Raw genomic sequence first — 19039 nt, 5'->3', positions numbered from 1 at the left:
CCTCCTCCTACTCGCTGCCGGCGATCGTGGGCCGGCCCGCCACCAGCACCGTCGTGACCTCGAGAGCGTCGTCGAACACCGTCACGTCGGCGACCCCGCCGGGGCGCAGCCGGCCGAGATCGCGGTGCGGGCGCCGGCTGGGCGGCACGATCCCGGCCGGTGTCGCGGTGGCGGCGACGAGCGCCGCGGCGAGGTCGATGCCCGCGGCGACGGCCGTCCGGACGCAGCCGGCGAGGGTCGCCGCGCTGCCCGCGAGGGTGCCGTCGGGGTTGCGGACGGCGCCGTCGGCGAGGGTGAGCTCGACGTCGCCGAGGGTGAATCGGCCGTCGGGCATCCCGGCGGCCGCGGTCGCGTCGGTGACGAGCGCCCACCGCCCGGCCGCGGCGGCGGCGATCACGCGCAGCACGTCCGGGGCGACGTGGTGGCCGTCCGCGATCACGGAGACGACGGTGCCCGGGTGGGCGAGGGCGGCCGCGGCCAGTCCGGGTGCGCGGTGGTCGAACCCGCTCATGGCGTTGAACAGGTGCGTGGCGCCGGTGATCCCGCCGTCGAACCCGGCGTGGGCCTGGGCGGCGGTGGCGTCGGAGTGTCCGGCCATCACCGTGACGCCCCGGCTGGTCGCCCGGCGGACGAGGTCGAGGGCGCCGTCGAGCTCCGGGGCGAGGGTGGTGATCGCGACGTCGCCGGCGTCGAGGAGCTGGGTGAAGCATCCGTGGTCAGGTGCTCGGAGGTGCTGCGGCGGGTGGGTGCCGCGCCGCGCGGGGGCGAGGAACGGCCCCTCGACGTGGGCGCCGAGCAGCCGGGCGCCGTCGTTGCTCCCGCGTGACTCGTCGAGACAGGCGAGCGCCCCGGTCAGGGTGTCGGGCGCCGCGGTGATGATCGTCGGGACGACGGCGGTCACCCCGTCGGCGGCCACGGCGCGGCGGAACGCGTCCACCCGCTCGACGTCGGGGGCGTCGCCCAGCGTCGTGAGGTCGATCCCGGCGTAGCCGTTGCACTGCACGTCCACCAGCCCGGCGACGGCGAGCGCCCCGCCCCGCGCCGCCGGGAGCCCGACCGCCTCGACGACGCCGTCCGCGACCGCCACGTCGCCGGGATGCAGCACGCCGTCGACGAGGGCCGCGCCCACGCCCAGCCGCCGTCTCACGCCTGCACCCCGCCACTCCCGCACGAGGGGACCCCTCGGCCCCCTAGAGCGACCGGATCCTCCCCTCGCGGCGGCCCGATCCGGAGCGCGTGGACGGCCCCGACCGGCTCGGGGAGGCGCAGCGGTCGGCGCCCGGGGCTGATCCGGCCGAGCACCCGCGCGGTGTGCGAGCCCGTCGCGCCCGGCCGTACCCCGGGCACGCCGTGCCAGGTCAGCGCACCGAGCAGCGCGGTCAGGACCGCCTCCTTCGCGGCCGAGGGCAGACCGCGCTCGTCGGAGTACACGAGCCGCGTCGGGGCCAGCGCCTCGGCGAGCGCGGCGCGGAGTACCGGGTTGTCCATCCCGCCGCCCGACCCGACGACCTCGACCGGTCCGTGCGCCCGGCACGCGTCGGCCACCGTGCGGGCGGTCAGCGCGACGAGGGTCGCGGCCAGATCCGCAGGTTCGATCCCCGGACTCGTGGCGGCCACCGCGGCGTCCAGAGCGGCCGCGGTGAACAGCTCGCGGCCGGTCGTCTTCGGGGGCCGCGCCGCGTAGTAGGGCTCGGCGAGCAGGTGGTCGAGCAGCGCGTCGTCGACGGTGCCGGAGGCCGCGAGTGCCCCGTCGACGTCGTAGGGCACGCCGGTGGCGCGGTGGGCGACGACGTCGAGCCAGCAGTTCGCGGGGCCGGTGTCGTAGGCGATCACCGTCGGTCGGCCGTGAGGGGAGGATCCGGTCGCTCTAGCGGGATGAGGGTTCCCCTCGTGCGGGATGGTGGGGGCGACGACGGTGATGTTCGCGATCCCGCCGAGGTTCAGGGCGATCGTCCGTTCCCCGGTCGCGAGCCACAGCGCGTCGAGCGTGCTCGCCAGCGGTGCCCCGTGACCGCCCGCGGCGATGTCGGTGGCGCGCAGGTCGGAGACGACGGGCAGGCCGGTCGCCTCCGCGATCCACGCCGGCTGACCCAGCTGCAGCCCGCCCGTCGCCGTGCCGCCCGCGATCCCGTGGAACACCGTCTGCCCGAGCCACGCGACCAGGTCCCCGGGAACCCCGACCGCCTCCAGCGCCTGGTCGGCGGCTCGGCCGGCCGCCTGCCCGACGGCGTTGTCCAGCGAGGCGATCTCCTCGACGGTGGTCCGCGCCGGAGGGAGGACCGCGAGCAGCCGTTCCTGCAGGTCGGCGGGCCACGGCGCCGACCGGTGACCCAGCACGGTCAGGCTCGCAGCCCCCCTATCGGCGTGCTCAGTTGCTCCGTCGGGAACCTCGATCTCGCAGACCGCGGTGTCCAGGCCGTCCATCGACGTCCCCGACAGCATCCCGACGACGATCACCCGATCGCCTCCGGGTCGACCGCCGCACGCACCGAGCCCGCCGCCGCGAGCCGGGCCCGCGCGGAGTCGCCGTCGAGGCCGGCGAGCAGCGCGACCAGAGCCGTCGCAACGTCGTCGTGGGCGTCCGCGAGGGCCGCCCGCGCGAGGCCGATGTCGACCCCGGCCGCGTCGCACACGATCCGCTCCGCGCGCCGCCGCAGCTTCGCGTTGGTGACGCGGACGCCGACCATCCACGGCCCGTAGGTCGCCCCGGCCCGCACCATGGCCGCCGTCGTCAGCGTGTTCAGCGCGACCTTCTGCGCGGTGCCCGCGGCCAGCCGGGTCGAGCCCGCGAGCACCTCCGGGCCGGTGACCAGCTCGATCGCGGTCCCGGCGAGGGCCGCGGCCGGGCTGCCGGTCGCGTTCACGACGGCGACCGTGGCCGCCCCCCGATCGTCCGCGGCCCGCAGCGCGCCGAGCACGTAGGGCGTGCGCCCGGACGCCGCCACCCCGATCAGCACGTCACCGGGACCGACCCCCGCCGCCTCGACGTCGGCCCGCCCGGCGACGTCGTCGTCCTCGGCGTTCTCCACCGCCGCCCCGGCCGCACCCGCCCCGCCCGCGAGCAGCGCCAGCGCCCGGGCGGAGTCGATGCCGAAGGTCGGCGGCAGCTCGGCGGCGTCCTGCATCGCCAGCCTCCCCGAGGTCCCGGCACCGGCGTAGACCAGCCGCCCGCCGGTGCGGAACGCTTCCGCGAGCACGTCGACCGCCTGGGTCAGTGCCCCCGCGACCGCCGCGACCGCGGCCGGCGCCGCCGCCTGCCCGTCGAGGAGGCGCGCGACCAGGACCGGCGTCGTCAGGGCGTCGAGCTCCTCGGAGCCGGCCCGGACGAGCTCGGTCGGCAGCCGGTCGACCTCCGCGGCCAGACCCCACGTCTGACCGGGCACCGGGGCGGCGCGGCGGGTGACGAACGGTTCGTGCGCCGTCCCGGGGTCGTCGAGCAGGCGGAGCAGCCCCGCGATCGCGTCCCCGTCGGGGCCGCGCAGATCCAGGTCGGGCCGGGCGTCCGCGAGCCGCGGCGCGAGGGCGTCCGCGAGGCCCCCGACGACGGCGACCTCGGTGCCGGCCCGGGAGCCACCCGCGGCGTCGACGGTCGCGGCGAGAGCGGTGACGGCGTCGTCGACCAGGGCCCGCGCCACCCCGTCACCACCGTCGGCGGCCGCGAGCACCGCGGGCGCGAAGCCGGCGAACGCCGCGGGCGAATCCGGGCGCCCGGCGAGCATCTCCCGCGCCGGGCCGGCCAGCGCCGTCGCCGGCCCCGCGCCGTCCAGGGCCCGCAGCGCCGCCCGCAGACCCTCCTGCCCGAGCCGGGCACCGCCGCCGGAGTCGCCGAGCAGCAGGCCGTGGCCGTCGACGCGACGGACCCGCCCGTCGGCCCCGACCCCGAGCGCCACCGCGCCCGTCCCGACGGCGAGGACGACCTGGCTTCCGGGCGACGGGGCCGCGAACGCGCCGGCGTGCCACGCGACGACGTCGGAGCTCAGGGCAACCGCGATCGGGTCGGGACCGTGCCAGCCGGAGGCGAGGAGGTCGGTGAGCTCCTCGGCCGCGCCCGGGTGCGTGAGCGCGCCGGGCACCCCGACGACGAGCGACCAGGGCCCGTCCGTGGGCGGGGCCGCGACCGCCGCGCGCACCGCGGCCGCCACGGCCGCGGGGCCGCCCGCGTCACCGAGCCCGGCCCCCGCGGGCGTCGTCCGGCGGATGTCCGGGCAGCCCGGCTCGCGCCGCAGGACCCGGGCCCCGGAGCGGCCCATGTCGACGGCGACGACGGTCGTCACGGCATCGCTCCCGAGCTCACCGGCTCGGCCCCGTCCCGGGGCGGCATGATGTCCATCTCGATGAGGTAGCGGTCCCCGCGCGCGAGCGACTCGACACGTTCGACGACCTCACCGTGCTGGTCCCGGGAGGTCCGGACGAAGCGCAGCGCGGCATCGCCCGGCGGCACGCCGAGCAGGTCCGCCTCGTGAGCCTCGAGCACCACCGGCGCGACGGACTGGGTCCCGGACCGGATCCGCCGCCCGAACCGGGTCACGAGGATGTCGTAGTAGGAGGCGGCGCCCTCGAGGTCCTCCCCGGTGAGCCCCGGGACCCGCTCGGCCGGGGCGTGCAGGGTCTCGAGCGTCATCGGCTCGCCGTCCGCGAGGCGCACCCGGCACACCCGCAGGACCGCCTCGCCGCCGGGCATCTCCAGCCGCCCCGCCAGCTCGGTGTCCGCCACGACGGTGTCCCACCACAGCAGGCGCGACGACGGCTCCAGGCCCCGCCGGCGCATGTCGTCGCCGAACGAGGTCGCCATCAGCGGCTGCGCCACGGCCGGGCGGCGGACGAACGTCCCCGCCCCGTGACGGCGCTCGACGACCCGCCGGGCCATCAGCTCCTCCAGCGCCTTGCGCACGGTCGCGCGCGACACACCGAATCGCCCCGAGAGCTCCCGCTCGCCTGGCAACATGGCACCGGGGCCGAGTTCGGCGCACAGCGCGGCGACGCGGGCGCTCACCTCGGTGGATCGCCTGGCCGCCACCACCAGAGGTATAGACCTCTGACCTGAATGAATCAAGAGGTCCGGACCTGTCCGGACACGGAGGGATTCGTGCGGATCGAGCGATTCGTCGTGTCGCCCCGGCACGCCTTCGAGGGGCGGCCCGCTGACGGCCCGACGCCGGTCGACACGTTCTCCCCGGAGTCGATCGAGCTGCGGGCGGGACACGGCGTCGTCGGCGACCGCTATGCCGGCGGGCGGGCGCACCGGGACGCCGCGCTGACCATCGTCGCCGCCGAGGCCCTGGAGGCGGTCGCGGACGAGCTCGGCGTGCCCCGGTTCGACCCCGCCCTCGCCCGCCGCACCATCGTCACCCGCGGCCTCGACGTCGAGGCCCTGCGCGGCACCGACGTCCTGCTCGACTCCGGCGACGGCCCGGTCCTGCTCGGCGGCCGCCGCCCGGCCGCTCCCTGCGCGTGGATGGACGCCGTCCTCGCGCCCGGCGCGCACGCCGCGCTGCGCGGTCGGGCCGGGGTGCGGTTCGCGGTGCTGGGCAGCGGCACGTTGCGGGTCGGGCCGTTGGCGGTGACGTTCCCGCCCGACGGGTCGCTCTTCGACGACGCCTCCGACGCGCTGCGCGGCACCCACCTCCGGCTCGACCCGGCCCGCGCCGCCGTCGGGACCCATCGGTCGCGGCGCCCGGCCTGATCGCGACGTGTGCGGCGGAACAGCTCACATCTGACGCGTTCCGCCGCGCAGAAGTCGATCACTGCGGTTCCGGGACCGGCCTGGGCCATCGCGGGCCCGCGGCTCGTCACCGACGGCAGCGGCCGGGCCCGTCGGCGGTGTCCGCTCCGGAGACACCAGGGACGGCTGCGGGGTCGAGACGGGTGCGTGGTGACGTTGCGTGATCGCTGGCCTCCCGGGGAGGGAGCGCGCCGCCCCGAGTCACGGCGCAGCGAGCAGCACCATCGCGACCGCCACGACGCCCCCGGCGGTCCACGCGGCCGTGCGGTACCAGTTGGTGCGGACGAGGCGGTCGAGCACGCCGTCGTCGTAGGCGACCGCGAGCCGGCGATGGCACGGCACCGAGAGGCCGAGCGTGACCGCGACCGTCGCGGCCCCACATACCCCGGCCACCACCGCGAGCCAGAACGGGACGCCGGCCGGACGCCACACCAGCAGCGCCGCGCACGTCACCCCCTGCACCGCCCACGGGCCGCACACCGTCCACGTCATCAACCGGGTGTGGTGGTCGTGGTGCTCGCGCCAGGCCGACCGCTCGATCGCCCGGAATTCGGGATAGACCAGCACCTGCACGACCCACACCAGTCCGACGCAGAACCAGACCGCGGCCAGGTGCACGACGACGAGCAGCACACCGGACGGGTACCCGCGATCACGCCCGGGGCGAGGCCAGGCGTGATGACAGCTCGGCCGCGGCGTCCACGGTCGCGGCGGCCAGGGCGGGCAGGACGGGCCGCATCCGGGAGACCGGCCCGGACACGTTCACCGCGGCCACCACGCCGCCGTGCACGTCGCGGACGGGGGCCGAGGCACCGGCGAGGCGCGGGTCGAGCTCGCCGTCGACGATGGCCACGCCGTCGGCGACCACCTGCGCCGCGATCCGCGGGTCGAGTCCGCGCTCGGTCAGTCGACGCGCCAGCCCGGCCTCGTCCCGGAACGCGAGCAGCGCCCGGCCCGCGGAACTCACCACGATCGGCATGGCCGAGATGTCGAACCCGGTGCGGGGCGCGGAGCCGTCCCCGGCGACGGTCAGCACCGTCGCGACGGCCTCGCCGTGCAGGCGGCACAGGTGGGCGCCGACGCCGAGCCGGTCGGCGAGCCGCGTCAGGACCCGCCCCGCGGTGCGCACCAGGCGCGCCTCCGTGGTTCGGGCGGCGAACGCGTAGAGCCGCCAGCCGAGGGCGTAGCGGCGGCTCTCCGGGTCGCGCTCGACCAGGCCCTCCTCGGCGAGCACCACGAGGGCCCGCGAGACCTGGCTCTCGGTGCGGCCGGTCACCGCGGCCAGCCGGGCCACGCCGAGGCCGCTCGCCTGGGCCTCGGGTGCGGCGAGCGCGTCGAGCAGGTCCACGTCGCGCCGCACCCCCGCGCCGCCGTCCACCTGGCCACCTCACCAGGGCACTTGCGCTCACCGCAAGGTCGCCTTGTCCGGGTGGTCCACCGCGGCGTGCACTCGCGAGCGGCCTGTCGTCGACCCCGGGACCAGCGTGAAGATCACCGAGATCCGTGTGACCGAGCACGAGATCGACCTCGATCCGCCGATGCACGCCGCGTGGGACCCCGACCCGCGTCGGTCGTTCGCCGCCACCGTCGTGCGGGTGGAGACCGACGAGGGGGTCGTCGGGATCGGCTCCGGCGACACCATGGCGGGCTTCGCGCCGCACCTGGAGCACTTCCTCGGCACCGACCCGCTCGCGATCGAGCCGCAGGTCCGGCGCATCGAGTCGATCGCGTTCCACGGCGGGCGGTTCTGGCCGCTCGAGGTGGCGCTCTGGGACATCCTCGGGCAGGTCGCGGGCCTGCCGGTCTCGGTGCTGTTCGGGGGAGTGGCCGACCGGCTGCCGGTCTACGCCTCGTGGTGCTCGGTGCAGCCGCCGGAGCGCCGGGCCGAGGACGCGGCCGAGCTGGTCGCCCGCGGGTTCCGCGCCGTGAAGGTGCGCGTCGACCCGCGGGACCCGGAGCCCGGCGTCGCGTCGGTGGCCGCGGTGCGCGAGGCGGTGGGGGACCGGCTCGACGTCCTCGTCGACCTCAACCAGGCCTGGCGGATGGCCGGCGACACCCGACCTTCCGTGGAGCTGAGCCGGATCCGGCGTCTCGTCCGTCGGCTCGCCGAGTACGAGCCCGGGTGGATCGAGGAGCCGCTGCCGTACGCCGACCTCGCCGGTCACCAGGTGCTGCGCGCGGACAACCCCGGGCTGCGGATCGCCTCGGGGGAGATGCTCGACAGCGCCGCGCAGGTGACCGCGCTGGTGGAGGCGGACGCCCTCGACGTCGTGCAGACCGACGTGGTGCTCTCGCTGGGGATGTCCCGGACCCGCCACCTCGCGGAGACGATGGCCGCCAGACATCGCCGGTTCACGCCGCACACCTGGTCCAACGGGCTCGGGCTGCTCGCGAACCTCCACGTCGCGGCGGGGGTCGGGGCCGGCCCGTACCTCGAGTTCCCCTACGACCCGGCCGGCGGCTGGACCCCGGACCGGCGTGACTTCCTGCTCGCCGAACCGCTCTGGCCGTCCCCCGACGGCACGCTGGCCGTCCCGCAGGCGCCCGGGCTCGGCGCCGCGCTCGCCGTCTGATCCACCCCTCGCACCAGGAGAGCCGCCCGTGAGCACGACCGACCGTGCCGGCTGGCGCGAGCGCGCCGCCGCTTTCGCCCCGACCACGACCCTGCGCATCGACGGCCGCGAGGTCTCGGCCGACGCGTCGCTGCCCGACCACACCCCGCGCGACGGCTCGCTGCTCGGCGACGTGCCGCTCGCCGGGCCCGCCGAGGTCGACCTCGCCGTCGGCGCCGCCCGCCGCGCGTTCGACGACGGGTGTTGGGCCGACGCGGCGCCCGCGCACCGCAAGCGGGTGCTGCTGCGGTTCGCCGAGCTCGTCCGGGAGCACACCGAGGAGCTCGCGCTCGCCGAGACGCTGGACACCGGCAAGCCGATCCGCGAGTCCCTGCAGGTCGACGTCCCCACGTGCGCGGACGTGATCGCCTGGTACGCCGAGGCGATCGACAAGCACTACGACCTGGTCGCCCCGACCGGTCCGGGCGCCCTCGCGACGATCACCCGCCGGCCGCTCGGCGTCGTCGCCGCCGTCGTGCCGTGGAACTACCCGCTGATCATCACCTCGTGGAAGATCGGTCCCGCGCTCGCCGCCGGGAACAGCGTGATCGTCAAGCCGGCCGAGCAGTCGCCGTCGTCGGCGCTGATCCTGGCCCGGCTCGGCGCCGAGGCCGGACTGCCCGACGGGGTGCTCACCGTGCTCTCCGGCGACGGCCCGACGACGGGTGCGGCGCTGGGTCGGCACGACGGCGTCGACAAGGTCGGATTCACCGGGTCGGTCGAGGTCGGACGGCTCTTCCACCGCTATTCGGGGGAGTCGAACGGCAAGGCGGTGGCGGTCGAGGCGGGCGGCAAGTCCGCGCAGCTCGTCCTGCCCGACGCCGACCTCGAGGCGGCGGCGTCCGCGATCGCCTGGGGGATCTTCTACAACGCCGGGCAGACCTGCCACGCCGGTTCCCGGGTGGTCGTCGACCGGGCGGTGCACGACGAGCTGGTCGGCCGCGTCGTCGACCTCGCGAAGACCTTCACCGTGGGTGACCCGCTCGACCCCGACACCGTGCTCGGGGCGATCGTCGACCGGACCCAGCTGGACCGGGTCGTCGGCTACCTCGACCTCGCGCGCTCCACGGGGGTGCGGGTGGCGTCCGGCGGATCGGTGCTCGAGCCGGTCGTGGGCGGGACGTACGTCGAGCCGACGGTGCTCGACGGGGTCGCGAACTCCTCGCGGCTGGCGCAGGAGGAGATCTTCGGGCCGGTGCTGTCGGTGATCGAGTGCGACGGGGCCGAGGAGGGCGTGCGGCTGGCGAACGCGACCCGGTTCGAGCTGGCCGCGTCGGTGTGGACCCGCGACGTGTCCGTGGCGCACCGCACCGCGGCGGCGCTGCGGGCCGGGACGGTCTGGGTGAACACGTTCGACGCGGCGTCGGTGACCACGCCGTTCGGCGGCGGCGGGGACACCGGCGGCGGCCGGGACCGCTCGCTGGCCGCGCTCGAGGCCTACTCGGCGCCCAAGACCACCTGGTTCGCGCTGTGAGCGCCGTCGAGCCGCGGCCCGGCGCCCGTGTCAGCGATGCGGCGTCGCTGACGTCCAGCGTCAGTAACGCCGCATCGCTGACACCGGCCTGTGCCTGCGCCGCGACTACCCCGTTCGTCCACGAGCCCGGACCCGCCGTCGACTCCGGCCCCGGCGCGCTCGCCCGCCTCGGGGACCACGTGCTCGACGTCCACTCCGGCGCCCGCACCGGCGGCGCGGTGATCGTGACCGACCGCGGCCTGCGCGCGACCGGCATCGTCGACGAGGCCCTCGCCGTGCTCGCGGGGGTCGGCTGCCCGACGGTCGTGATCGACGACGTGCCGGGCAACCCGACAGTGGTCTCGGTCGAGGCGGGCGCGGGCGTCGTCGCCGAGGCGTTCCCGGGCTCGCGGCCGGTCGTCGTGGCCCTGGGCGGCGGGTCCGCGCTGGACGCGGCCAAGGGCATCGCGCGCCTGGCCGCCGACTCGTCCGGTCCCGGACTGCCGCTGGTCGCGGTCCCGACGACGGCGGGCACGGGCGCCGAGACCAACGGGTTCGGCGTGCTCGAGGACCCCGCGCGGCGCTGCAAGGTCTACTGCGGCGACGCGAGCACCACGCCGCGGGTCGCCGTGCTCGACCCGCTGCTCACCCACGGCCTGCCGGCCGGACCGACCGCGGCGACCGGGGTCGACGCGCTCGTCCACGCCCTGGAGTCGCTGGTCAGCCGGGGTCGCAGCCCGGTCTCCGAGGCCTTCGCGGTCGAGGCCCTGCGTCGGGTGTGGCGCTGGCTGCCGGCCGCGGTGGGCGACGGCGCGGACGGGACGGCGCGCGCCGAGATGCTCGTGGGCGCCCACCTCGCCGGACAGGCGCTCACCCGCAGCGGGCTCGGACTGGTGCACGCGCTCGGCCACGCGATCACCGCCCACCACGGTGTCGTGCACGGCCGGGCGCTGGGCCTGGTCCTTCCCGAGGTCGTCGCCTGGTCGCTGGACGGGACCGGGATCGTCTCGGGCGACACCGGCCCCGACGACGGGGCCTGGGCCCGCGTCGCGGAGACCCTCGGCGTGCCCGTCGTCGCGGTGCCCGAGGCGCTGGCCGGCTGGTGCGAGGCCGTCGGGGTGTCGGTCGGGATCGACGGCGAGGCGCTCGGGCTCGGGCGCCCGGAGATCGACGCGCTCGCGACGACCGCCGCGGCCGACCCGGTCGGCCGCAACGCCCCGCGCGCCGCGGACCGGGGGGCGCTGGTCGGGCTGCTCACCCGCTCGGTGCGGTGACGACCGGCCTCAGTGCTTCCGGATCACGGTCTCGGGGTGACCTTCGCGCCACGTCGTGATGTCGAGGTGGCCGCCGCCGACCGCCACGGCGGACGCCCCGACGATCTCGGCCCGGAAGCAGTGCTCGAACGGCTGACCGCGGATGTCGAGCCCGATCTCGGCGAAGATCGCCTCGGCGAACCGCGCGTGGAGGGCCTCGTCGTGGACGTCCTCGACGGTGCCCCACACCTTCGCGTCGCCCTCGGTGACGTGGGTGTCGACGGTGGCGGTGTGCAGGGTGAAGCGGGGGTCGCGGGCGAGATCGTCGAACTTGGCGGTGTGCGGCATGCCCGCCAGCCACAGCTCGCCTTCGAACACGCGCGGCTCCATCGGGCTGATGCGGGGGAACCCGTCGGGGCGCAGCGTCCCGAGCATGCAGAGCTTCCCCGTGGCCTCGTGCCGTCGCGCGAAGACCGCGGCGATCGAGGGGGCGAGCACACAGAACTCGGTCCACCCGGCCACGCCCTCAAACCCTAGACGACGTGACCGGAATCTCAGAAGAAACCGGTCGAATCGGGTGGAAAGCCCCGCCGAGCGGGCACCAATCCTGACTTTGTGGAGATGCAACAGAACCGGTCGGCACCTCCTCGCTTCCGGCGTAGAGCACGACGGCGGGTCTCCCTACCGTCGGGTGCGTGATCACACGAGCACCGGCACCCGGGATCCGGGAGCCACGCGAGGAGGCCCCCCGGCGGGGCATCGCGCGTCGTCTCGCCCGTGCGACGCGTGCCCTGGCCACCCCACTGCTGCCCGACGACTACCTCGCCCTGGTCAACCCGCTGTGGTCGACGAGGGCGCTCCGCGGCCGGATCGTGGCCACGCGCCCGGTCGGCCACGCGACCACCGAGCTCACCATCCGGCCGGGCGCGGGCTGGGCCGGTCACCGGCCGGGCCAGCACCTCGGGATCGGCGTCGAGATCGGTGGACGCCGTCACTGGCGGACCTACTCGATCACGAGTGCCCCCGGCGACGAACACCTGACCGTGAGCGTCACCGCCGTGCCCGACGGCTCGGTGTCCACCTTCCTGGCCCGCACCGCGGCGCCGGGCGAGCTGCTGACCCTGGGCCCGGCGATCGGGGACTTCGCCCCGGAGCACGACGGGCCGCTCCTCGCGCTGACCGGCGGCAGCGGGATCACCCCGATTCTCGGCCACCTCGCCGGTGGCGCCGGCACGGCGACGGGCGCCGACACCGTCGTCGTCCACTCCGGCCGCGGCGAGCGGGTGCACGGCGACGACCTGGGCCGCCTCGCCGCCTCACGGCCCCGTCTGCGGGTCCACGAGCACGACAGCGGTTCCGGCCGGCTCCGTCCCGCCGACCTCGACGACCTCGTGCCCGACTGGCGCGAGCGCACCGTCCTCGTCTGCGGCCCGGCGGAGATGATCGACGAGTTCTCCGCCCACGTCGCCGAGGCCGGCGCGACCTGCCTCGTCGAGCGCTTCCGTCCGCCCGAGCCGGTCGCCGAGGGCACCGGCGGACGCGTCACCTTCACGGCCAGCGGCATCGTCGCCGAGGCCGACGCGGTGACCCCCCTGCTCCGCGCCGGTGAGGACGCCGGCGCGCTCCTGCCCAGCGGGTGCCGCATGGGCATCTGCCACACCTGCGTCGGGCGCCTGCGCTCCGGCGCCGTCCTTGACCTGCAGACCGGTGAGTTGCACATCGCCGACGACACCACCGAAGCGGACGACGCCGTCGTCGTGCGGACGTGTGTCTCGGCCGCCGCCGGCGACTGCCGCCTCGACCTCTAGAGACCACCGCTCCCCGGCGTTCCAGGAGGACCGCAATGAGTGTCACTTCCCCCTCGCTCCGCTCGACCAGCACCGTCGCGAACCCCGAGGTCGTCCCCGACCACGTCACCCGGATCAACGAGGCGAAGACCCCGACCGGCCCCGGCCGCCCCGGGGCGAGCACGGCTCACATCACGCCGTCGACCGCGCACCTGTCGACCGAGGACATCGAGCGCATCGGCGCCGAGCTCGAGGCGATGCGCGACGAGGTCATGTCCTCGCTCGGCGAGGCCGACGCCCAGTACATCCGCCGCGTGATCAAGACCCAGCGCGGGCTGGAGATCGCCGGGCGCATCATGCTGCTCGGCGCGCTGTTCCCGCCGGCCTTCGTCCTGGGGACCGCGTCGCTCGGCGTCGCGAAGATCCTCGAGAACATGGAGATCGGGCACAACGTCCTGCACGGCCAGTGGGACTGGATGCGCGACCCGGAGATCCACTCCACGACGTGGGAGTGGGACGCGGTCTCGACCGCCGAGGGCTGGCAGCACGCCCACAACTACCTGCACCACACGTACACCAACGTCCACGGCAAGGACCGGGACATCGGGTACAACCTGCTCCGGATCGACCCGGACCAGCCGTGGGCGCCGCACTACCTGTTCCAGTTCCTCAGCAACGCCGGGCTCGCCCTGATCTTCGAGTGGGGCATCGCGATGTTCGACCTCGAGATCGACGAGGTCCAGCGCGGCGAGAAGACCTGGGCGGACAAGAAGCCGGCGATCATGGGCATGCTCCGCAAGGCGGGCAAGCAGATGCTCAAGGACTACGTGGTGTTCCCGGCGCTGTCCGGCCCCTCGTTCGTCCCCGCCGCGGTCGGCGGCCTCGTCGCGAACCTGATGCGCAACGTCTGGGGCCACGCGGTGATCTTCTGCGGGCACTTCCCGGTCGAGGTCGAGACCTTCGACGAGGAGCGCCTCGAGAACGAGTCGCAGGCCGAGTGGTACGTCCGCCAGATGCTCGGCTCGGCGAACATCGAGGGCTCGACGCTGCTGCACATCATGACCGGGAACCTCTCGCACCAGATCGAGCACCACCTCTTCCCGGACATGCCCTCGAACCACTACGCGCGGATCGCGCCCCAGGTCCGCGACCTGTGCCGCCGCTACGGGCTGCCCTACCACTCGGGCCCGATGTGGAAGCAGTACGGCGGCGTGCTGTGGAAGATCGCGCGGCTGTCGTTCCCCGGTGGGCACGAGGCCGTGGAGAAGCGCCGCCGTCGGGGACTGCCCGTGATCGGCGAAGCGGTGGCGACGCTGCGCCGACTGCGCGACGGGGCTGCTCCGGCCGCCGCCTGACCTGGCTCTCGTCCGCCCCGTCCGGCCACGGGATGCCATGATTTCGTCCCGTGGCTGACGAGGGCAGGTGGCGAGAGGAGCGCGAGCGGTTCGTGAACGGTGATCAGGACACGCTCGGGCCGCTCGCCGAGCAGTTCGTCTCGCTCGGTGAGGCCCTGACCATCGTGGAGGGCGGCCTCGGGGTCGGCGAGGTGCTCGAGCGCATCGTGCACGCCGCGCGGGCGGTCGTCGGGGCGGACGTGGTCTCGGTGACCCTGCGCCTCGACGGCGGGTTCACGACGCCGGTGGAGACCGACCCGGTGGCGAGCAAGGCCGACGCCGTTCAGTACGAGCACGAGGAAGGGCCCTGCGTCGAGGCCACCGTCTCACCCGGGCTCGGGTACGCCCTGTCGGCCGACCTGCGCCACGACTCGCGGTGGGCCCGCTTCGGTCCGGCCGCCGCCGACCTCGGGCTGCACTCGGTGCTCGCGACCGGGATGTTCCCGCGCGACGCCCGACCCCGGATGGGGGCGCTGAACTACTACTCGCGCACCCCGGGCGGGCTGGACGAGGCCGACAAGGACGTCGCGCTGGTGTTCGCGACCCACGCGGCCGTCGCGCTCAAGGGCGCGCAGGCGGTGGAGGCGGCCGAGCTGCGCTCCACCCAGCTGGCCGAGGCCGTGCAGTCCCGTGACGTGATCGGCCAGGCCAAGGGCATCCTCATGGAGCGTCGCGGACTGACCGCCGACGAGGCCTTCGACACGCTCCGCCGCACCTCGCAGGACCTCAACGTCAAGCTCCGTGACCTCGCGAAGACGCTCGCGGAGCATCGCTCGGAGCTGTGATCCAGCTCACGGTTCGCGGGCCGGGTCCATCGGAGATCTGAGCCGCGAACCCTCCCGCCGAGACCGCGCGGGCTCGTCCGAGCAGCGCCGATCGGCGGAGGTGCGCGATGACCATGTCCTTGTCCCGCGAGAACGACGACGTACGACTGCAGGAGCCCGCGGCCGTCGCGACGGCCGACCAGCGCCGACGTCAGGCGCGGACCGACGCGAACCGGTGGGCCCGGGAGACCGACGCCGGCGTCGGCCTCTGCGCGCACGACGACGGGTGTGTCGCGGTCGCCGTCGTCGGTACCGGCGGGCCCGCGCAGGTCAGGACGCTGCGCTCGATGCGCGACCGGCTCGCCCGAGAGGCCTGGGCGGAGCTCGTCGTCGACCTGTCCGGGCTCGACGGCGACTGCGGCCCCGCCCTGGTGCGGGTGCTCGGGCAGTTGCGCGTGCACCGGCTGACCGCGGGTGCCCGGGTCGAGGTGCACGGGGCGCCGCCCGCGCTCACGGCCGAGCTCGGCGCCCGTCCGGCGACGGCCTACACGGTGCGCGACGCGCCGTCGGACGGCTGACCGTTCGATCGTCTCCCGTCGTCGAGGGTCGGCCCTCGGTCAGCCCTCGACGGCGGGCTCGCCGAACGCCGGGCCGAAGCGCAGCGCGAGCGCGACCTCGAGGCGGGCCACCGGGTCGTCCAGGGCGCCGGCGAAGGACTCCTTGAGGCGGGCCAGCCGGTACCGGACGGTCTGCGGGTGTACGTGCAGGCGGCCGGCGGTCTCGGCGATGTCGCCGTGCGCGTCGAGCCACGCCCGCAGCGTCGTCACCGCGCGGTCGCGGGCCGAGGAGGTCATCCGGCGCAGTGGCTCGAGGCGCTGCGCGACGAGGTCGGTGGTCACCGAGACGTCGGCGTGCAGCAGGAGGGCCAGCAGGTGGTCGTCCGCGCGGATGAGGCCGGACGCGGGCCGGGAGGTCGAGGGGCGCTCGTCGTCGACCTCGGCCGTGACCTCGCCCGCGACGACCAGGGGCCACGCGGCCCGGGCGCGGGCGACCGTGCGCGCGACCTGGTCCGCGGGCACCGTCGGGCCGACGACCGCGGTCACCCCTGCCGTGGCCTCGAACAGGGCGTCCGCTCGTCCGGGGCCGTCGGGGTCGGGGATCACGAGCACGCCGAGACCGTCGACCCGGGAGCCCAGGGCGTCCGCGGGCAGCCGTCGGAACACGGCCTGCACCGCGTCCTCGTCGCACACCATCACCGCGAGCGAGCGGGGCATCGCCCACTCCGCCTCGCGGACCAGGCGCTCGAGCTCGGGTCCCTCGGGGGTCGGCGTCCGCAGGAACGCCGCGACCAGGGTGTGCCGACGGGCCTGCCGGGAGCCCGCGGTGAGGCTCTGCTCGTGCGCGTACCCGGCGACCGAGGCCGCCGCGAGCTGCTCGGTGTACTCGAACAGTGCCTCGGCGAGCCGGAAGATCCCGTCGGGCCCGAGGCCGTAGGCGTCGCTGCCGTCCGAGATGCGCCGCCACATCACGCGCGAGCCCACGCGGTAGGCGCTCTGCAGCGCGTCCATGGTGCGGCCGTGGCGGTGCTCGACCCGTCCGAGCTCGAAGTACACGCGGGTGTCCGGCAGGTCGTCGTCGGTCCCGAGCAGCTGCAGGAACTGCTCCAGGGCCACCGACACGCCCTTGCGGATGTTCTGGCCGAACACGCCGTCCATCGACAGCGCGTACTCGGGGACCTCGGCCCGGACCTGGTCGATGATGTCGTCCCCGGTGCCGACGATCATGGACCGCATCCGGTCCGCAGCCTCCGCCGGCACCTCGGCCCAGGGGTGGCTGCGCTGTCCGCATCCCGGGTCGCCGACAGCCCGCAGGGTGGCCCGGCCGCTCCCGGCCGCGCGCCCCGTCGGGGCCTCCCCGGCCTTCGCTTGGTCCGCCACGCCGTCATTGTGACCCACTCGGGGCGTTCGGTGGGGTTCGCCGCGACCCGCGCCACGCCGCGGGGCCGTGCGGGCTGCCCGTCGGGCCCGTGTCGGGGCGTGTCGGGCGCGACGCGCGGGGACGGGGCACAGTCCGGGCACAGGGGTGCGCGGGAGGATCGTGGGGGATCGGACGGCAGATGTCGGCGGCCAGGTCGGGGTGCCGGCGGGTGGGGAAGACGCGGACAGGCTCCGGCGGGTGCCGGACAGGCGACGGTAGGCGACGGCGGGGGAGGTGGTCGGACGTGACGACGGCGGACGGCCTGCCCGGTCGGCGGGCGTGGCGTGGACCGGCGACCCGGACGCGCGGTGGACCGAGGGCGGCCGCACTCGCCGCGCTCGCGGGCGGCGCGGGGGCGGCTCTCGTCGCGACCGCGGGCTTCCGGCCTCTCACCCGCCGCTGGCCCGCGGCGATCGGGGCCTCCCTGCTCGCCGCGTTCGCGACCGAGCTGCCGCGTCCCACCGCCGTCCTCACCGCGGGAGTGGCGCTCAGCGCGGCCCGTCGCGGCGCGAGCAGGACCATCCCCGGACGCGTCGGGCTCGGGCTCGCCGGTGCCGCCGTCGCCGCCATCCTGACGCTCGACCGCCGCGCCCGGACCACCGACCAGATCCTCTCCGAGGCGCTCTCGTCGGCGTTCGGCTCGCGCGCGCCCGCCCCGGAGGCGCCGGCCTGGCTCTCGCCGCGCGCGATCACCGCACCACGACGGTTCCGGGCCGCGGGCGCGGGCGACGTCGCCTACGGCCCCCACGGGCGGGAGAACCTCCTCGACGTGTGGCGTCACCCGGACCTGCCTCGCGACGCCGGCGCACCGGTTCTGGTCGAGATCCACGGCGGGGCCTGGTCGTCGGGGCGCAAGGAGGGCGAGGCCAACCCGCTCATGGCCCACCTGGTCGAGCGCGGCTGGGTCTGCGTGGCGGTCAACTACCGGCTCGGGCCCGGCTCCCGCTGGCCGGCCATGATCGACGACGTCCGCGCGGCGCTGCGCTGGGTGCACGCGCACATCGGCGAGCACGGCGGTGACCCGGACTTCGTCGCCGTCACCGGAGGCTCGGCCGGCGCGCATCTCGCGGCGCTCGCGGCCCTGACCGGCCGCGACGACGACGGCACGCGGGTCGACGCGGCCGTGACCCTCTACGGCATCTACGACCTCACCCAGGACGACGGCAGCGGCACCCTCGACCTGCTCCTCGCCGAGACGATGATGCCCGGCACGCTCACCAACGACGGTGCGGTGTGGATCGACGCCTCGCCCGCGCACCGTGTCCACCCCGGGGCGCCGCCGTTCTTCGTGCTGCACGGCACCGGCGACGCGATCGTCGTGCCCGAGCAGAGCCGCGGGTTCGTGCGGGGGCTGCGGGAGGTGTCGGCGACGCCGGTCGCGTACGCCGAACTGCCGCACGCCCAGCACGGGTTCGACGCGCTGCCCACTCCGCGGACCCTGCTCGTCGTGCGGGCCGTCGAGGCGTTCCTGATCGCGGTGCTGGGGCGGAAGCCGGAGCGCCCGGGCGGTCTCTGACGTCGGGCTCGCGTGATCACCGGGACCCGGTGGTCGTCGCCGGGGATGCTCCGGAGCTGCATCGGCACTCTCCACCCGCGCTGTCCCATGATCAACAGGCACCTGGCGGGGTCATCGGTGCTCGGCGGGCCCGCTAGGTGCCCGGTGATCATGTAACCGGCCATCCCGAGGGCCTCCCCATCCGCCGCCGGCCCGTCACTGACCCGTCGTCGGCACCGCTCCGGAGATCCGCCGCGACGCCGCCGCATCGCTGGTCGCGTAGTTGCCCGACGCGACGCTCACCCTGCTGCCCGTCGTCACCACCGCCGCCCCGAGCCGCTGGGTGCGCGCCTGCAGTTCCGCGGTGAAGCGGTCGAGCGACGCCGTGAGGGGGCCCGCGATCACGCCGCCACCCGCCGCGGCCGATGCCTGCCCCGCGTCCGCGCCGAGCTGCCCGACGGTGTCGCCGGTCGTCCGGAGGACCTGCGCACACGCCGCCATCTCCGCGAGGTCGGCGTCGATCCCGTCCGCCACCGGCGGCCACCCCCACTTCTCCGAAACGGCCACCGGCGCCCGGCGTCG

General features: G+C 75.8%; 18 protein-coding genes. 9 read left to right on the top strand and 9 right to left on the bottom strand.

The window, feature by feature from the left end:
- Positions 1–7: 7 nt before the first annotated feature.
- From nagA to LQ327_RS24930, 4 genes are read right to left on the bottom strand one after another with little or no spacing between them, the layout of a single operon-like run.
- Positions 8–1147 (bottom strand): N-acetylglucosamine-6-phosphate deacetylase, encoded by a 1140-nt coding sequence (gene nagA, locus LQ327_RS24945; protein ID WP_230738506.1) that lies wholly within the window; start codon positions 1145–1147, stop codon positions 8–10.
- Entirely contained in the window at positions 1144–2442 is a 1299-nt protein-coding gene (locus LQ327_RS24940) for an anhydro-N-acetylmuramic acid kinase (protein ID WP_230738505.1), read from the bottom strand. The genes nagA and LQ327_RS24940 overlap by 4 nt, the downstream gene beginning before the upstream one ends.
- Before the next feature lie 11 nt (positions 2443–2453).
- Positions 2454–4274 (bottom strand): N-acetylmuramic acid 6-phosphate etherase, encoded by a 1821-nt coding sequence (locus LQ327_RS24935; RefSeq protein WP_230738504.1) that lies wholly within the window; start codon positions 4272–4274, stop codon positions 2454–2456.
- Positions 4271–4993 carry a GntR family transcriptional regulator gene (locus LQ327_RS24930; protein ID WP_308286373.1) on the bottom strand — a complete coding sequence of 241 codons (723 nt, stop codon included), beginning with the start codon at positions 4991–4993 and terminating at the stop codon, positions 4271–4273. Before LQ327_RS24930 ends, LQ327_RS24935 begins: the two co-directional genes overlap by 4 nt.
- 93 nt (positions 4994–5086) lie before the next feature.
- On the opposite strand from LQ327_RS24930, the gene LQ327_RS24925 reads away from it, so the two are divergent.
- Positions 5087–5683: an MOSC domain-containing protein gene (locus tag LQ327_RS24925; RefSeq protein WP_230738502.1), complete on the top strand. Its 597-nt coding sequence runs from the start codon at positions 5087–5089 to the stop codon at positions 5681–5683.
- Between the two features lie 240 nt (positions 5684–5923).
- Here LQ327_RS24925 and LQ327_RS24920 read toward each other — a convergent pair whose 3' ends face one another.
- Complete coding sequence (locus LQ327_RS24920; protein WP_230738501.1) at positions 5924–6355, bottom strand: hypothetical protein; 432 nt, start codon at positions 6353–6355, stop codon at positions 5924–5926.
- 19 nt (positions 6356–6374) lie between these two features.
- On the bottom strand, positions 6375–7100 hold the full coding sequence (locus tag LQ327_RS35005; RefSeq protein WP_230738500.1) for an IclR family transcriptional regulator: 726 nt from the start codon (positions 7098–7100) through the stop codon (positions 6375–6377).
- 106 nt (positions 7101–7206) lie between these two features.
- On the opposite strand from LQ327_RS35005, the gene LQ327_RS24910 reads away from it, so the two are divergent.
- From LQ327_RS24910 to LQ327_RS24900, 3 genes are read left to right on the top strand one after another with little or no spacing between them, the layout of a single operon-like run.
- Complete coding sequence (locus LQ327_RS24910; protein WP_230738499.1) at positions 7207–8295, top strand: mandelate racemase/muconate lactonizing enzyme family protein; 1089 nt, start codon at positions 7207–7209, stop codon at positions 8293–8295.
- 28 nt (positions 8296–8323) lie between these two features.
- Entirely contained in the window at positions 8324–9808 is a 1485-nt protein-coding gene (locus LQ327_RS24905; RefSeq protein ID WP_230738498.1) for an aldehyde dehydrogenase family protein, read from the top strand.
- Positions 9805–11061, top strand: coding sequence for an iron-containing alcohol dehydrogenase family protein (locus tag LQ327_RS24900; RefSeq protein WP_230738497.1), 1257 nt, complete (start codon positions 9805–9807; stop codon positions 11059–11061). Before LQ327_RS24905 ends, LQ327_RS24900 begins: the two co-directional genes overlap by 4 nt.
- Before the next feature lie 9 nt (positions 11062–11070).
- On the opposite strand, the gene LQ327_RS24895 is transcribed toward LQ327_RS24900, so the two are convergent.
- Entirely contained in the window at positions 11071–11562 is a 492-nt protein-coding gene (locus tag LQ327_RS24895) for a pyridoxamine 5'-phosphate oxidase family protein (RefSeq protein WP_230738496.1), read from the bottom strand.
- Between the two features lie 173 nt (positions 11563–11735).
- Between LQ327_RS24895 and LQ327_RS24890 the strand changes: the two genes are divergently transcribed.
- From LQ327_RS24890 to LQ327_RS24875, 4 genes are all read left to right on the top strand, one after another.
- Positions 11736–12848: a flavin reductase family protein gene (locus LQ327_RS24890; RefSeq protein ID WP_230738495.1), complete on the top strand. Its 1113-nt coding sequence runs from the start codon at positions 11736–11738 to the stop codon at positions 12846–12848.
- Between the two features lie 170 nt (positions 12849–13018).
- Positions 13019–14182, top strand: a complete 1164-nt coding sequence (locus LQ327_RS24885; RefSeq protein ID WP_372460754.1) for a fatty acid desaturase family protein — start codon at positions 13019–13021, stop codon at positions 14180–14182.
- 50 nt (positions 14183–14232) lie between these two features.
- On the top strand, positions 14233–15006 hold the full coding sequence (locus LQ327_RS24880) for a GAF and ANTAR domain-containing protein (protein WP_230738493.1): 774 nt from the start codon (positions 14233–14235) through the stop codon (positions 15004–15006).
- 107 nt (positions 15007–15113) lie between these two features.
- The gene (locus LQ327_RS24875; protein ID WP_230738492.1) at positions 15114–15563 is read left to right on the top strand and encodes a hypothetical protein; all 450 of its coding nucleotides are present in this window, start codon (positions 15114–15116) and stop codon (positions 15561–15563) included.
- Positions 15564–15602: 39 nt separating this feature from the next.
- Here LQ327_RS24875 and LQ327_RS35000 read toward each other — a convergent pair whose 3' ends face one another.
- Positions 15603–16922, bottom strand: a complete 1320-nt coding sequence (locus LQ327_RS35000; RefSeq protein WP_230738491.1) for a helix-turn-helix domain-containing protein — start codon at positions 16920–16922, stop codon at positions 15603–15605.
- A gap of 284 nt (positions 16923–17206) precedes the next feature.
- On the opposite strand from LQ327_RS35000, the gene LQ327_RS24865 reads away from it, so the two are divergent.
- Positions 17207–18478, top strand: a complete 1272-nt coding sequence (locus LQ327_RS24865) for an alpha/beta hydrolase (protein ID WP_230738490.1) — start codon at positions 17207–17209, stop codon at positions 18476–18478.
- Positions 18479–18673: 195 nt separating this feature from the next.
- Here the strand turns inward: LQ327_RS24865 and LQ327_RS24860 are convergent, their stop codons facing one another.
- Complete coding sequence (locus LQ327_RS24860; RefSeq protein ID WP_230738489.1) at positions 18674–18991, bottom strand: hypothetical protein; 318 nt, start codon at positions 18989–18991, stop codon at positions 18674–18676.
- Positions 18992–19039: the final 48 nt, after the last annotated feature.

The sequence above is a fragment of the Actinomycetospora endophytica genome, assembly GCF_021026375.1.
GTDB lineage: Bacteria > Actinomycetota > Actinomycetes > Mycobacteriales > Pseudonocardiaceae > Actinomycetospora > Actinomycetospora endophytica.
The sequence above is the reverse complement of the archived record's forward strand: the minus strand, read 5'-3'. Positions and strand labels throughout refer to the sequence as shown.